This is a genomic window from Pseudomonas sp. AGC41 (assembly GCF_057334555.1).
On sequence record NZ_JBHFJB010000051.1, the window covers coordinates 18,551 to 31,702 of the forward strand.

The 13,152-nt window shown below is 63.3% G+C and carries 13 protein-coding genes; 8 read left to right on the forward strand and 5 right to left on the reverse strand.

Annotated elements, in window-relative coordinates; translation table 11 throughout:
• Positions 1–254: 254 nt before the first annotated feature.
• From lexA to ACE04F_RS10410, 6 genes are all read left to right on the forward strand, one after another.
• A complete protein-coding gene (gene lexA, locus ACE04F_RS10385) occupies positions 255–872 on the forward strand; it encodes a transcriptional repressor LexA (protein WP_486106430.1) in 618 nt (205 codons plus the stop codon).
• Positions 872–1,495: a translesion DNA synthesis-associated protein ImuA gene (gene imuA, locus ACE04F_RS10390; protein ID WP_434573376.1), complete on the forward strand. Its 624-nt coding sequence runs from the start codon at positions 872–874 to the stop codon at positions 1,493–1,495. The genes lexA and imuA overlap by 1 nt, the downstream gene beginning before the upstream one ends.
• A 7-nt stretch (positions 1,496–1,502) precedes the next feature.
• Complete coding sequence (locus ACE04F_RS10395; protein WP_486106433.1) at positions 1,503–2,924, forward strand: Y-family DNA polymerase; 1,422 nt, start codon at positions 1,503–1,505, stop codon at positions 2,922–2,924.
• Positions 2,900–5,998: an error-prone DNA polymerase gene (locus ACE04F_RS10400; RefSeq protein ID WP_486106435.1), complete on the forward strand. Its 3,099-nt coding sequence runs from the start codon at positions 2,900–2,902 to the stop codon at positions 5,996–5,998. The genes ACE04F_RS10395 and ACE04F_RS10400 overlap by 25 nt, the downstream gene beginning before the upstream one ends.
• Before the next feature lie 162 nt (positions 5,999–6,160).
• Positions 6,161–8,272 carry a hybrid sensor histidine kinase/response regulator gene (locus tag ACE04F_RS10405; protein ID WP_486106437.1) on the forward strand — a complete coding sequence of 704 codons (2,112 nt, stop codon included), beginning with the start codon at positions 6,161–6,163 and terminating at the stop codon, positions 8,270–8,272.
• A gap of 93 nt (positions 8,273–8,365) precedes the next feature.
• Positions 8,366–8,632 carry a hypothetical protein gene (locus tag ACE04F_RS10410; protein WP_486106439.1) on the forward strand — a complete coding sequence of 89 codons (267 nt, stop codon included), beginning with the start codon at positions 8,366–8,368 and terminating at the stop codon, positions 8,630–8,632.
• A gap of 48 nt (positions 8,633–8,680) precedes the next feature.
• Here the strand turns inward: ACE04F_RS10410 and ACE04F_RS10415 are convergent, their stop codons facing one another.
• Both ACE04F_RS10415 and ACE04F_RS10420 read right to left on the reverse strand, forming a co-directional pair.
• Positions 8,681–9,202, reverse strand: coding sequence for a DUF4142 domain-containing protein (locus tag ACE04F_RS10415; protein WP_486106441.1), 522 nt, complete (start codon positions 9,200–9,202; stop codon positions 8,681–8,683).
• 39 nt (positions 9,203–9,241) lie between these two features.
• On the reverse strand, positions 9,242–9,379 hold the full coding sequence (locus ACE04F_RS10420; RefSeq protein WP_486106443.1) for a hypothetical protein: 138 nt from the start codon (positions 9,377–9,379) through the stop codon (positions 9,242–9,244).
• Positions 9,380–9,419: 40 nt separating this feature from the next.
• On the opposite strand from ACE04F_RS10420, the gene ACE04F_RS10425 reads away from it, so the two are divergent.
• Entirely contained in the window at positions 9,420–9,653 is a 234-nt protein-coding gene (locus tag ACE04F_RS10425; RefSeq protein ID WP_486106445.1) for an HP1242/YdcH family protein, read from the forward strand.
• 115 nt (positions 9,654–9,768) lie between these two features.
• On the opposite strand, the gene ACE04F_RS10430 is transcribed toward ACE04F_RS10425, so the two are convergent.
• From ACE04F_RS10430 to ACE04F_RS10440, 3 genes are all read right to left on the reverse strand, one after another.
• Positions 9,769–10,632, reverse strand: a complete 864-nt coding sequence (locus tag ACE04F_RS10430; RefSeq protein WP_305501220.1) for a LysR family transcriptional regulator — start codon at positions 10,630–10,632, stop codon at positions 9,769–9,771.
• A gap of 152 nt (positions 10,633–10,784) precedes the next feature.
• On the reverse strand, positions 10,785–11,102 hold the full coding sequence (locus tag ACE04F_RS10435; protein WP_016774477.1) for an SCP2 sterol-binding domain-containing protein: 318 nt from the start codon (positions 11,100–11,102) through the stop codon (positions 10,785–10,787).
• Between the two features lie 52 nt (positions 11,103–11,154).
• Entirely contained in the window at positions 11,155–11,865 is a 711-nt protein-coding gene (locus tag ACE04F_RS10440; RefSeq protein ID WP_486106448.1) for a histidine phosphatase family protein, read from the reverse strand.
• Between the two features lie 226 nt (positions 11,866–12,091).
• Between ACE04F_RS10440 and sohB the strand changes: the two genes are divergently transcribed.
• Positions 12,092–13,123 (forward strand): protease SohB, encoded by a 1,032-nt coding sequence (gene sohB, locus ACE04F_RS10445; protein ID WP_305500284.1) that lies wholly within the window; start codon positions 12,092–12,094, stop codon positions 13,121–13,123.
• Positions 13,124–13,152 lie beyond the last annotated feature (29 nt).

The following is a 13,152-nucleotide window of genomic DNA, read 5'->3' on the forward strand; positions in this document are numbered from 1 at the left end:
AGCCGCGCTGGGCCATGGATGGCCCTTCGCGGCGGGCCCACGGAGCAATGCCGGAGTGAGGGCACACCGAGCCTAGGCGAGGTGCCGAGTGGTGGGGCAAAAGCGTTTTGGTTACTTTTACGCTTCATAAAAGTGACCCGCCGTAAGGGCGGAACCATAAGCAGCCGTTACCAAAAAAATGGATATACACCCCAACAAGGCCATCCCATGAACTGACTGGCGGCGCTTGTCAGGCAAAACCGACAGGAGTACAAATGTACTCCATGACGACTCTCACTCCCCGCCGTACCGCCATCCTGACCTTTATCCGCGAACGCATCGCCGAGCAGGGCCAGCCTCCCAGCCTCGCTGAAATCAGCGAGGCGTTCGGTTTTGCCTCCCGCAGCGTGGCGCGCAAGCATGTGCTGGCGTTGACTGAAGCCGGTTTCATCGAAGTCAATCCGCACCAGGCCCGAGGCATCCGGTTGCTGAACCAGCCGCCGCGCCCCGAGCTGCTGGACGTGCCGGTGTTGGGTCGGGTGGCCGCCGGCCTGCCGATTGGCGCCGATGCCGAAGTCCACAGCCGCTTGTTGCTGGACCCGGCGATTTTCACCAAGGCGCCGGATTACCTGTTGCGGGTCCAGGGCGATTCGATGATCGAGGACGGTATCCTCGATGGCGATCTGGTCGGTGTACAACGTACGCCCCAGGCCGCCAACGGGCAGATCGTCGTGGCGCGCCTGGACGGTGAAGTGACCATCAAGCGCTTCGAGCGAGTCGGCGAGCGCGTGCGCCTGTTGCCACGCAACCCGGCCTATCAGCCGATCATCGTCGAAGCCGACCGGGACCTGGCGATCGAAGGTGTGTTCTGTGGCCTGGTGAGACAAGGCTGATGGGCGCCGTCGTTGCGCTGGACACGCTGTTCAATGGCGGCCAGGTCTGGAGAGGCCGGCCTGCGCCACCGGCCGCCAGTCCGCAGCCCACCGGTCATGCTGCATTGGACGCGGCATTGCCCAGTGGTGGCTGGCCGGACGCGGCATTGACGGAAATCCTCATCGGCGCGCCGGGCGTGGGCGAATTGCAACTGGTGTGGCCGACCCTGGCACGGCTGTCGGCGGCGGGGGAACGCATCGTGCTGGTGGCGCCGCCGTTCGTGCCCTATCCCCAGGCCTGGCGAAATGCCGGGGTGGACCTGCGCCAGTTGTCGATCATCCAGGCCGACCCACGGGATGCCTTGTGGGCCACCGAACAATGCCTGCGTTCGGGCAGTTGCGGCGCGGTGCTGTGCTGGCCGCGCCAGGCGGATGACCGGGCCTTGCGACGCCTGCAGGTCGCGGCGGAAACCGGCCAGACCCTGGCGTTCGCCTGGCGCTCTATCCAGGAAGCGATCAACCCGTCCCCGGCGGCCTTGCGCATCGCCATCGATGCCCGCCCCGCACAATTGCGGGTGCTCAAGTCCCGGGGTGGCCTGGCCCGTTCGGCGCCGATTGCATTCACCACGCACACGGGGCATTGAGGTTGCGATGCGCTGGGTCTGTATCCTTTTCCCGCAATTGGCGCTGGACGCCGCGCTGCGCCAGCGCCCCGATCCCGACGAGCCCCTGGCGCTGCTGACCGGTCCGGCCCAGCGCCGGGTGTTGCAAGCGGTCAATGAGCCGGCGCGCGCCCTGGGCTTGCGGCCCGGCCAGAGCATGACCGCCGCCCAGGCCCTGAGCAAAGGGTTTGCCACGGCCGAATACGACGCGGCGCAGATCGAGCACTGGCAACAATTCCTCGCGGCCTGGGCCTACCGCTTCAGTTCCCAGGTCAGCGTGCATTACCCGCGCACGGTGCTGTTCGAGATCGAATCGAGCCTGGGGCTGTTCGGGCCCTGGCCGGTGTTCGAGGCTCGGTTGCGGGCCGAGCTGACTGAACTGGGCTTTCGTCATCGCATCGTCGCCGCCCCCAACCCCGTGGCGGCGCGGATGTTGGCCAATGCCCATGACGCCTTGGTGGTGCCCGATGGTGAAACCTTGCAAGCATATCTGGGGCAAATGCCGGTAGACCGCATCGGCCTGGCGCCCGACGTCGCCACGGCGCTGTCGCGCATGGGCCTGCGCCGCCTGGATCAGGTCCGGGCCTTGCCCCGGCACACCCTGGCGCGGCGCTTCGAGGCCGATGTGCTCAAGCACCTCGACGCGCTGACGGGCAGTCGTACCCTGGCGCTGTCGTTCTACCTGCCCCCGGACCGTTTTGATGTGCGCATCGAACTCAATTACGACGTGCAGTCTCACCAGGCGCTGCTGTTTCCGCTGCGCCGGTTGACCGGTGACCTGTCGGCTTTCCTGTGTGGGCGCGACAGCGGTGTGCAGCGCTTCGACTTGCATCTGGAACACGCCGGTCTGCCGGACACGGTGATCAAGGTCGGCCTGCTCAGCGCCGAGCGGGAGCCTTCGATGCTGTTCGAACTGGCCCGTGGTCGTCTTGAACAGGTACAAGTCGAGGCGCCAGTGCGCGGCTTTCGCTTGTGTGCCGACAACCTGCCGAGCTTCGTGCCCCAGCGCCTGGAGTTGTTCGACGAGCGTCCCCAACAGTCCTTGCCCTGGGAACAACTGCGCGAACGGCTGCGGGCGCGCCTGGGCGATGACGCCGTGCTGGGGCTGGGATTCGGCGACGATCATCGACCCGAGTGCGCCTGGCAGATGACTCCCCAGCCGCGGCAACAGGCATGCCCGCTGCGCGAGGAAGTCCAGCGTCCCGGCTGGCTGCTCGGCGAGCCCCAGGCGTTGCCCGAGGGCCAGGCGCGAATCCTCATGGGGCCGGAGCGCATCGAGTCCGGCTGGTGGGACGGAGCCGACGTGCGCCGCGATTACTACCTGATCGAAACCCGCGCCGGGCAACGCGGCTGGGCCTACCGACCGGTGGGCGAGGGCGGGCCGTTGTGGCTGCAGGGCTGGTTCGCATGAACGTCGAATACGCCGAGCTGCATTGCCTGTCGAACTTCAGTTTCCAGCGCGGCGCCTCCAGCGCCCTGGAATTGTGTCGCCGCGCCAAGGAGCAGGGTTATGCGGCCCTGGCGATTACCGATGAATGCACCCTGGCCGGGATCGTCCGGGCCTGGCAGGCGGCCAGGGAGCTGGAGCTGCAACTGATCGTCGGCAGCGAAATCCAGGTCGAGGACGGCCCGAAACTGGTGCTGCTGGTGGAGAACCTCGAGGGCTACCAGACCTTGTGCCGGCTGATCACCCGCGCCCGGCGGCGCAGCGAGAAAGGCTGTTATCGCATCGTCCGGGATGACTTCGACGAACCTCTGCCGGGTTTGCTGGCGCTGTGGATCCCCGAAGGCAAGGCGCCCGAGGAGCAGGGGCGCTGGCTCCAACAGATCTTCGAAACGCGGCTATGGCTGTCCGTGCAACTGCATTGCGGCCAGGACGATCGCCAGCGGCTGGCGGACTTGCTCGCATTGGCCGGACACCTGGGCCTTCCCTCTGTCGCCACGGGGGATGTGCACATGCATGTGCGTGGTCGGCGTGCCTTGCAAGACACCATGACCGCCATCCGTCACCACGTCACCGTGGCCGAGGCCGGCCAGCGCCTGCACCCCAACGGCGAACGCCATCTGCGCAGCTTGCAGGCCCTGGCCGATCTCTACCCGCGAGCCTTGCTCGATGAAACCCTGAAGATCGCCCAGCGTTGTACGTTCGACCTCGGCCAGTTGCGCTACGAATACCCCCGCGAGCTGGTGCCCGAGGGTCACGATCCGGCCTCCTGGCTGCGGGAGTTGACCGAGCGCGGCCTGCGCGAGCGCTGGGAGAACGGCGTGACAGACAAGGTGCGCGTGCAGATCGACAAGGAATTGAAGCTGATCGCCGAACTGGGCTACGACAGCTACTTTCTCACCGTGCAGGACATCGTCAGTTTCGCCCGCAGCCGCCACATTCTCTGCCAGGGTCGAGGCTCGGCGGCCAACTCTGCGGTGTGCTACGCCCTGGGCATCACCGAAATCGATCCGAGCCGGACGGACATGTTGTTCGAGCGCTTCCTGTCCCGCGAGCGCAATGAGCCGCCGGACATCGACGTCGATTTCGAACACGAGCGCCGCGAAGAAGTCTTGCAGTACGTGTTCCAGCGTTACGGCCGGCATCGCGCGGCGTTGACGGCGGTGGTCAGCAGTTACCATGGCGCCGGGGCGGTGCGCGATGTGGCCAAGGCCTTGGGCCTGCCGCCGGACCAGGTCAATGCATTGGCCGATTGCTGCGGGCGCTGGAGTGATGAAGCGCCGCCCCTGGACCGCTTGCGCGAAGGCGGTTTCGACCCGGACAGCCCGGTGTTGCGCCGGGTGCTGAGCCTGACCCGACAACTGATCGGCTTCCCCCGGCACCTGTCCCAGCATCCCGGCGGTTTCGTGATTTCCCAGCAACCACTGGACACCCTGGTGCCGGTGGAAAACGCCGCGATGGCCGAGCGCACCATCATCCAGTGGGACAAGGACGACCTCGATGCGGTCGGGTTGCTCAAGGTGGACATCCTCGCCCTCGGCATGCTCAGCGCGATCCGCCGTTGCTTCGACCTGATCGCGCACTACCGGGGTGTGCGGCATACATTGGCGTCGTTGCCCAAGGACGATCGGCCGACGTTCGAGATGATCAGCCGCGCCGACACCATCGGCGTGTTCCAGATCGAATCCCGGGCGCAGATGGCGATGTTGCCCCGGCTCAAGCCCAAGGAGTATTACGATCTGGTGATCGAGGTGGCGATCGTACGGCCGGGACCGATCCAGGGCGGCATGGTGCATCCGTATCTGCGGCGGCGAAATGGCGAAGAGCCCGTCACGTATCCTTCGGAAAAATTGAAAGTGGTGCTGGGTCGCACCTTGGGCATTCCATTGTTCCAGGAACAGGTGATGCAGATCGCTATCGTCGCGGCGGACTACACGCCCGGCGAGGCGGACCAGTTGCGTCGCTCGATGGCCGCGTGGAAACGCCACGGCGGCCTTGAGCCGCATCGCGAGCGCCTGGCAGAAGGCATGAAGAGCAACGGCTACACGCCTGAATTCGCCGCGCAGATCTTCGAGCAGATCAAGGGCTTCGGCAACTACGGCTTCCCGGAATCCCATGCCGCCAGTTTCGCCTTGCTGACCTACGCCAGCAGTTGGCTCAAATGCCACGAACCTGCGGCGTTCGCCTGCGCCCTGATCAACAGTTGGCCCATGGGTTTCTACAGCCCGGACCAGATCCTCCAGGATGCCCGTCGGCACCACTTGCAGATCCGTGCGGCGGACGTGCGCGCCAGCGACTGGGAATCCAGCCTCGAACCCCTGGAGGGCCGGCAACCGGCGATCCGCATGGGCTTGCGCCTGATCAAGGGTTTTCGCGAAGACGATGCCCGCCGTATCGAGACGGCTCGCAGACAGCGGCCTTTCAGCGATGTGGCGGACCTTGCCGAACGGGCTCGACTCGATGCCCGGGCCATGGAACAACTGGCCGACGCCGGCGCGTTGCGCGGTATGGCCGGCGATCGTCACCGTGCCCGCTGGGAAATCGCCGGGGTGCAAAAACAACTGGGCCTGTTCGCCGCTTTGCCCAGCGAGGAGGAACCGCCCGTGGTCTTGCCGACGCCCACGGTGGGGGAGAACCTGTTCGCCGACTACGCCATGTTGGGCACCACGCTGGGGCCTCATCCGCTGGCCTTGTTGCGTCCCGAATTGCGCGCCCGGCGCTGCCGCAGTTCGCGGGAATTGCAGACGGTGGAACACGGTCGCAACGTCAGCGTCGCCGGGCTGGTCACCGGCCGCCAGCGCCCGGGCACGGCCAGTGGCGTGACCTTCGTCACCCTGGAAGATGAATTCGGCAACCTCAACGTGGTGGTCTGGCGCGACCTGGCCGAGCGTCAACGCAAGGTCCTGGTGGGTTCGCAATTGCTTCGTGTGGATGGGCGCTGGGAGAGTGTCGGCGAGGTCCGGCACCTGATCGCCGGGCGTCTGAGCGACCTGACGGGATTGCTGGCGGGCATCAATGTGCGCAGCCGCGATTTTCGTTGAACACCCACCCTTGCCAACATGTTCACCCTGTCCCCCGGACCAGACAGGACCGTCGCAGGGCCTTCTGCATGAACCAATTGCCAACCCCGCGCTCGAAGCACTAGCACAAGGGACTTGTGGTATGCCGCTTCCCTGCTGGTAGTTTGAGGTGAGAGTCGTTCCATGAAGTTCTTATCCCAGAGTAACGGGTGTCCCGGTTGGGACGGTGAGATGGCCCGACGTATCCGGGCCTATGATTGGAGTCGCACCGAACTGGGCGCGATCGAGCACTGGTCCGCCAGCCTGCGCAGCGCTGTCCAGTTGATGCTGGCTTCGCCCTTGCCGATGGTCATGTTGTGGGGCCGCCAGGGCTTCATGATTTATAACGACGCCTATGCCGAGTTTGCCGGCGGCCGTCACCCGTACCTGTTGGGGCGGGCGGTGGAGCTGGGTTGGCCGGAAGTCGCCGACTTCAATCGCCATGTGCTCGACGTGTGCCTGGCTGGCGGCACCTTGTCCTATCGCAGCAAGGAACTGGTATTGCTGCGCGACGGCAAGCCCGAAGACGTCTGGATGGACCTCTACTACAGCCCGGTGCCCGACGATGATCATTCGCCGGCTGGCGTCCTGGCGATCGTCGTGGAAACCACCGAGCTGGTGCTCAGCGAGCGGGCCCGACAGGAGGCCGAACGCAGCTACCGTGCGGTCAACGAACGTATTCAGTTGGCGCTTTCGGCCGGGCCGTTGCTGGGCTCGTTTGTCTGGGATATCCCGGCCGATACCCTGTCCGGCGACGAGCGTTTCGCCCGTACGTTCGGCTATCCGCCCGAATGTTCGTTGGATGCACTGCCCATCGAGATCGCTCGCCAGCGCATCCATCCGGATGATCTTGCCGACGTGGAGCAACGCGTCGACCTGACGGTGCGCACGGGCGTGCCCTACAGCGCTGAATACCGAGTGCGTCGTGGCGAGGACGAATACCTCTGGGTCCTGGCCAGCGGCCGCTGCAAGTTCGATGCGTTGGGCAAACCCCTGCGTTTTCCCGGTGTGCTGATCGACATCAATGAGCGCAAGACTGCCGAAGCGTCACTGCTCAAGTTCACCCGCGAGCTGGAGCAACGCGTCGCCGATGAAGTGCAGGCGCGGCTGGCGGCGGAAGAGCAGTTGCGCCAATCGCAGAAGCTTGAGGCCATTGGCGGGCTTACGGGCGGCGTGGCCCATGACTTCAATAATCTGCTTCAGGTGATTGCTGGCAACCTGCATCTGCTGGCTCGCCACGAGCCTGACAATGCCAACGTGCAACGGCGGGTCGGGGCGTCCATCGAGGCCGTGGAGCGGGGCGCCAAACTGTCCTCGCAGCTATTGGCTTTTGCCCGGCGCCAGCCGTTGTCGCCGGCCGTCTACAACCCCCGGCGCATCTACGATGGCCTGGGCGAGTTGTTGCAACGGGCACTGGGGGAAACCATCCGGATCGAGGTGGCGTTGCCGGATGAGCCGTGGTGCATCCATGTCGACCGCAACCAACTGGAAAACGCCCTGTTGAACCTGGCGATCAACGCCCGCGATGCCATGGGCGGCGAAGGGACCATCTGCCTGATTGGCGAAAATATCGCACTGGATGACTCGTCCTGCGCCGGCAAAGGCGTTGCCGCCGGCGATTACGTACGGCTGTCGGTGACCGATTGTGGCGCAGGCATGCCGCCTGAAGTCCTCAAGCAGGTTTTCGAGCCGTTCTTTACCACCAAGACCGACGGCCAGGGCACCGGGCTCGGCTTGAGCATGGTGTTCGGGTTCGTCAAGCAGAGCGGCGGCCATATCGAGATTTCCAGTCACCCGGGAGAAGGCACCCAGGTGCACATGTACTTTCCGCGCAGCCATAAGCCCGAGTCCGAGGAACAGACGCACCAGCGCACGCATCAGTCGGGCTTGCAGGAAACGATCCTGGTGGTCGAGGACAACGACGACGTACGCAGTGCCTCGGTGGAATTGCTCGAGCTGTCGGGTTATCGGACCCTGACCGCCGCGAATGGCGACGAGGCGATGAAATTATTGCTGGAGGGCATCTCGGTCGACCTGATCTTCACCGATGTGGTCATGCCCGGGCTGATCAAGAGTTCCGACCTGGCCGCCTGGGCCAAGGTCCAGAACCCACCGGTGCCGGTATTGTTCACGTCGGGGCACACCCGCGACATCATCTCGCGCAACCACCAGTTGAGCCCGGACACTCATCTGCTGAGCAAACCCTATAGCCCGGATGCGCTGACCCGGATGGTCAGTTCGGTACTGGGCGGCTGAGCATGCTGCAAAAGAATGGAACCCAGCCGCCATGCGACCTTCGAATAACCAAGGCCGTCGATTGAACCGGCCCTGTCATGAACGAGGTGTCCAATGAGCGATCCTGCAAATACCCAGCAACAAGGCCAGACGCAGACCCAGTCTTCGCGTAACGATCCGGCCGTCGATCCCCAAGGACCGGGTAACCCGCCCGCCGGCCCGGCTGGAACACACCAGGCTCATAGCGCTGCCAGCGAGGTCGATCAGAAACAACATCACCAGGACAACGACAACACCTACAGCCCTGGCTTCAAGCCAGAGCCGGATCGGCCTGGCCCCGGCGACAAGACCGACGCCGACATCGATACCGCCGATAGCTAGCCAACAAAAAGCCCGACTCGATGGTCGGGCTTTTTCATGCGTGCTGCATTATTTACTAGGATGCGCAGCCTGGAGTTTTTTGGCCATTTCCAGGTGGTGCTGCAGGTCGGGCAGCATTTTCTGAGCAAACGCCTTGAGTTCGGTGTTGCCGGGCTTCTTGTCGTCGGTGACGGTCTCGGCTTCCTTCTTGAACAGAGCGATGGTTTCCTCATGGGCCATCACCTGGTTGTTGGCGTAGGCCGGATCGAAGGACTCGTCACGCACATCGAGAATCTTGGCCTTGGCCTTTTTCATCAACGTGGTGTCGTCCGGTACTTCGATGTCATGCTTTTGCGCCAGCGCCTTCAGCTCTTCATTGGCTTTGGTGTGGTCGGCAATCATCTTGTTGGCGAACTCCTTGATGTCCGCCGATTGGCTTTTTTGCAGCGCCAGTTTGCTGGTTTCGATTTCAGCGATGCCGCCGGCTGCCGCGTTGTCGACAAAGTCGTTGGATGTCGCGGCCCATGCCATGCCCATGCTGGTACTCAGGGCAACTGCCAGGCCGAGTTGACGCAGGGTAAATCTGTCCATAGGTAAGTCTCCACACAGGTTGTACGAGTGTTCTTGTGGTCACTGTTCAATGGAGAGCGGGAAGGGGCCGAAGGTTTGATCGAAGCGCGGCGCGGCACGACGAACGGTCACCGCTGGTCGGATTGGCGGTCGACAGAAGCCGACCGGCAAGGCCATGCTGGTGACAGGCAGTGCCATGAAAAGCACTCGCCACCGAACCAACCAAAGGAGGTGCTCCATGCCGGTGTCCCATGATCTTTGCCAGGATCTTGATTGCACAAAAGACCACATCCAGCAGAAGCGTAGCGAGGATCCGACGCTCGACGAATTGCTCAAGAAGTATGCGCGAATCGACGCCGAGGTCGTGAATGCCGAGAAGCCGCCCGTCACGCTGTCCGATCCTGCTTTGGAGACACTCAAGAAAGAACGCTTGCTGACCAAGGACAAGATCGCCGAATTGGTGCGGGCGTAGTCCAACCAGTTTGTATAGGCCCTTTGTTCCGCGAAGGGCCTTTATAAAAAATAAGCGCTTTTGTGGCGAGGGAGCTTGCTCCCGCGGGGCTGCGAAGCGGCCCGTCCCTGATCAGTCAGCCCAACGGATCCCAGCGCTGGGACCAGTCGCTGCCAGCCTTGACGATCCCCCGCAGCACCTCGAACGCCTGCTGCAATGCCGCCGAATCGCGGTCCCTGGAATACACCAGATAGGTCGGGTAGTTGAACTCCGGCGCCTTGGGCACCCGCTCCAGAATGCCGCTGTCCAGGTAGCTCTGCACGACCCGGGTGCGGAAGTAGCCGCTACCGCCGTTTTCCAGAATATATTGCAACGCCAGTGGACCGAGATTGAAGGTCACGGCGGCCTTGGCCTTGTCCGGAAGCGCCGTGTCGTGCTGGCGCCGGAAGTCCGCGCTCCAGTCGATGTACACGTAGGGCTCGGGGCGAGCGGCCAGGCGCACCAGGATGAGTTTTTCTTCCAGCAACTGCTCCACCTGCAATCGCGGCCAATACTCGGGCTGGTAGACCACTGCGGCATCCAGAAGGCCCAGCTCCAGCTGTTGCAAGAGTTTTTCACCGTCGCGGATGTCCATGCGCAGGGCATGGCCGGGGATTTTCTGGCGCAATTCCCCGGCCCAGGCAAGCATCAGGGGATTGCACAAGCTGACCTCGCCACCCAGATGCAAGACGTTGCGATAACCTTCGGGCAACGGCAGGTCCCGGCGGGCGGCCTCCCACGTCTGTACGAGCTGGTTGGCGTAGACCACGAAGGCTTCGCCATCGGCGGTCAGCCGCGCACCGGCACGGTTACGCACGAACAGCGCGCAGCCGAGCTGGCTTTCGAGCTTCTGGACCCGGGCGGTAATCGCCGTCTGGGTGACGTGCAGCTTTTGCGCCGCAGCGGCGAGGCTGCCGTGGCGGACGATTTCCAGGAAGGTACGGGCGAGGTCGATGTCCATGGTCGGGCCGAAGCGGGTGGAGCGGGCATTGTAGGTGTTTCGACGATGGCGGTGGGGCGCTCAACAAGAGATTCAAGGCAAGAAACACGAATCCCGCCACGGGGGCGGGATTCGTCAGCGATCAAAGGCTTGCGAGGAACGCGAGCTCAATCTCAGGAAGGGAACAGCTCGGACAGCTTCATCGACAGCATCATGTCGCCTTCGACGCGCAGCTTGCCGCCCATGAACGCTTGCATGCCGTCGGTTTCGCCGCTGACGATGTCCTTGAGGGTCTGGCTGTCCAAGACCAGCGTGCAGTTTGCGTCGGGGTTCTCGCCTTCCTGGATGTCGCAGGTGCCATCCTTGACGATCAGGGCGTACTGCTTGTCTTCGTCAGTGATATTGAAACCAAACACCAGGTCCAGGCCTGCAGCGGCGGCTGGGTTGAATTTGGCTTGCATGGCTTTTACGGCGTCGGCTACGGAGGTCATGGTTTCGATCCTTATTTGAGTGGTACAGCAAGGGTCTGCAAGTAATCCGGCCTCAGCGGAAGGTGATGAGGTCCGGGGTCTTCAGCAGTTGCAGATGCGCATGACTGTTGAAGGAAGCCAGGGCCACCTCGCGGCCTCTGAATTTCAGTTGGTTGAGCGAGGTGTTGACGATCTGCCAGTTCAGCTCGAAAGCTTGCCGGGCAGGCATCTGGGTGATCAGGTGAAGCAGGGCGGTGATGGTCCCGCCGGAGGTGAACACGGCGATCTTGTGGGTCTTGTCGGCCTTTTCGAGGATGCGGTGGAGGCCGGCCTGGACCCGCTCGACAAAACCCAGCCAGCTCTCCAGCCCGGGCGGGTCATACTGGCCGTTGAGCCAGCGTTCGACGATCAACGCAAAAATGCGCTGGAATTCGCCGCGGTTCTGCGCCGCGTTGCGCAGGATATGCAGCGCTTCGGGCTCCTGGGGCAGCATGTCCGGGAGCAGGGCGCGGATCACCGCATCGGCATCGAATTCGTTGAACGCGGTGTCGATTTCCACCTCGGGAACCGGCAGCCCGACAGCGGACATCGCGCCCAGCGTGCCGATGGCGGTGTCCTGCTGGCGACGCAGGTCGCCCGAGAGGCAGCGATCGAACACGACGCCGAGCTCTGCCAGGTGGGCGCCCAGCACTTGGGCCTGGCGTATGCCATTGGGCGAAAGGACGTCGTAGTCATCCGCACCAAAGGAGGCCTGGCCATGTCGTATCAGATAAATGCTGCCCACGTCCGCGTCATCCCGGTACGTTGAAGGTTTGGCGAGGTTATGAGGATGGCGGAGGGCTGTCAACGAAAAAACATACGCTCGTTTGAAATGACCGTTACAGGCCCGTCCGGACTCACCCGCGTTACGGTAACAGCAGGTTTCATGGCTGGCAGCGGGGCAGGCGCATGGGTATGCTGGGACCGTTACGCGCCTGCGTTCAGTGGCGCATTGCATTTAAGGAGTCGCTGTGGAGTTTTTTGTCGAATACGCCGGTTTTCTGGCCAAGACGGTGACGCTGGTGATCGCCATTCTGGTGGTCATGGCCAGTTTTGCTGCGTTGCGCAGCAAGGGGCGGCGCAAGTCGGCCGGGCAGTTGCAAGTCAGCAAGCTCAACGATTTCTATAAGGGCTTGCGTGAGCGTCTGGAGCAGACGCTGCTGGACAAGGACCAGCTCAAGGCGCTGCGCAAAAGTGAAGGCAAGGCCGAGAAGGCCGGGAAGAAACAGAAAGACAAACCAGCGGCCAAGCCCCGGGTGTTCGTGCTGGACTTCGATGGCGATATCAAGGCTTCCGCCACCGAGAGCCTGCGTCACGAAATTACCGCGCTGCTGACCCTGGCGACCCCGAAGGACGAAGTGGTTTTGCGCCTGGAAAGCGGTGGCGGCATGGTCCACAGCTACGGCCTGGCCTCGTCGCAACTGGCGCGGATCCGTCAGGCCGGCGTGCCGCTGACGGTGTGCATCGACAAGGTTGCAGCCAGCGGCGGCTACATGATGGCGTGCATCGGCGAGAAGATCATCAGCGCCCCGTTCGCGATCCTCGGCTCCATCGGCGTCGTGGCCCAGTTGCCTAACGTCAATCGCCTGCTGAAGAAACACGACATCGATTTCGAAGTGCTGACCGCCGGCGAGTACAAACGCACATTGACGGTGTTTGGCGAGAATACCGAGAAGGGCCGGGAAAAATTCCAGGAAGACCTGGACATCACCCATGAGTTGTTCAAGAACTTCGTATCCAACTACCGCCCGCAGCTGGCTATCGATGAAGTGGCAACCGGCGAGGTCTGGCTTGGTGTCGCCGCGCTGGAGAAACGCCTGGTGGACGAGCTCAAGACCAGCGATGAATACCTGGCCGAACGGGCCAAGGGTGCCGAGCTTTATCACCTGCACTATGCCGAACGCAAAAGCCTGCAGGAGCGCATCGGCATGGCGGCCAGCGGTTCGGTGGACCGGGTGCTGCTGAGCTGGTGGAGCCGCCTGACGCAGCAGCGGTTCTGGTAGTCCACTGAAGTCGCACCAACATTGTCCCC

Excerpts from the sequence above, each read along its gene's own strand:
- ACE04F_RS10425 (WP_486106445.1), top strand. The coding sequence starts at position 9,420 with ATGCCGGTGTCCCATGATCTTTGCCAGGATCTTGATTGCACAAAAGAC.
- ACE04F_RS10435 (WP_016774477.1), bottom strand. The coding sequence starts at position 11,102 with ATGACCTCCGTAGCCGACGCCGTAAAAGCCATGCAAGCCAAATTCAAC.
- ACE04F_RS10395 (WP_486106433.1), top strand. The coding sequence starts at position 1,503 with ATGCGCTGGGTCTGTATCCTTTTCCCGCAATTGGCGCTGGACGCCGCG.
- lexA (WP_486106430.1), top strand. The coding sequence starts at position 255 with ATGTACTCCATGACGACTCTCACTCCCCGCCGTACCGCCATCCTGACC.
- ACE04F_RS10410 (WP_486106439.1), top strand. The coding sequence starts at position 8,366 with ATGAGCGATCCTGCAAATACCCAGCAACAAGGCCAGACGCAGACCCAG.
- imuA (WP_434573376.1), top strand. The coding sequence starts at position 872 with ATGGGCGCCGTCGTTGCGCTGGACACGCTGTTCAATGGCGGCCAGGTC.
- ACE04F_RS10420 (WP_486106443.1), bottom strand. The coding sequence starts at position 9,379 with ATGGCACTGCCTGTCACCAGCATGGCCTTGCCGGTCGGCTTCTGTCGA.
- ACE04F_RS10415 (WP_486106441.1), bottom strand. The coding sequence starts at position 9,202 with ATGGACAGATTTACCCTGCGTCAACTCGGCCTGGCAGTTGCCCTGAGT.
- ACE04F_RS10405 (WP_486106437.1), top strand. The coding sequence starts at position 6,161 with ATGAAGTTCTTATCCCAGAGTAACGGGTGTCCCGGTTGGGACGGTGAG.
- ACE04F_RS10430 (WP_305501220.1), bottom strand. The coding sequence starts at position 10,632 with ATGGACATCGACCTCGCCCGTACCTTCCTGGAAATCGTCCGCCACGGC.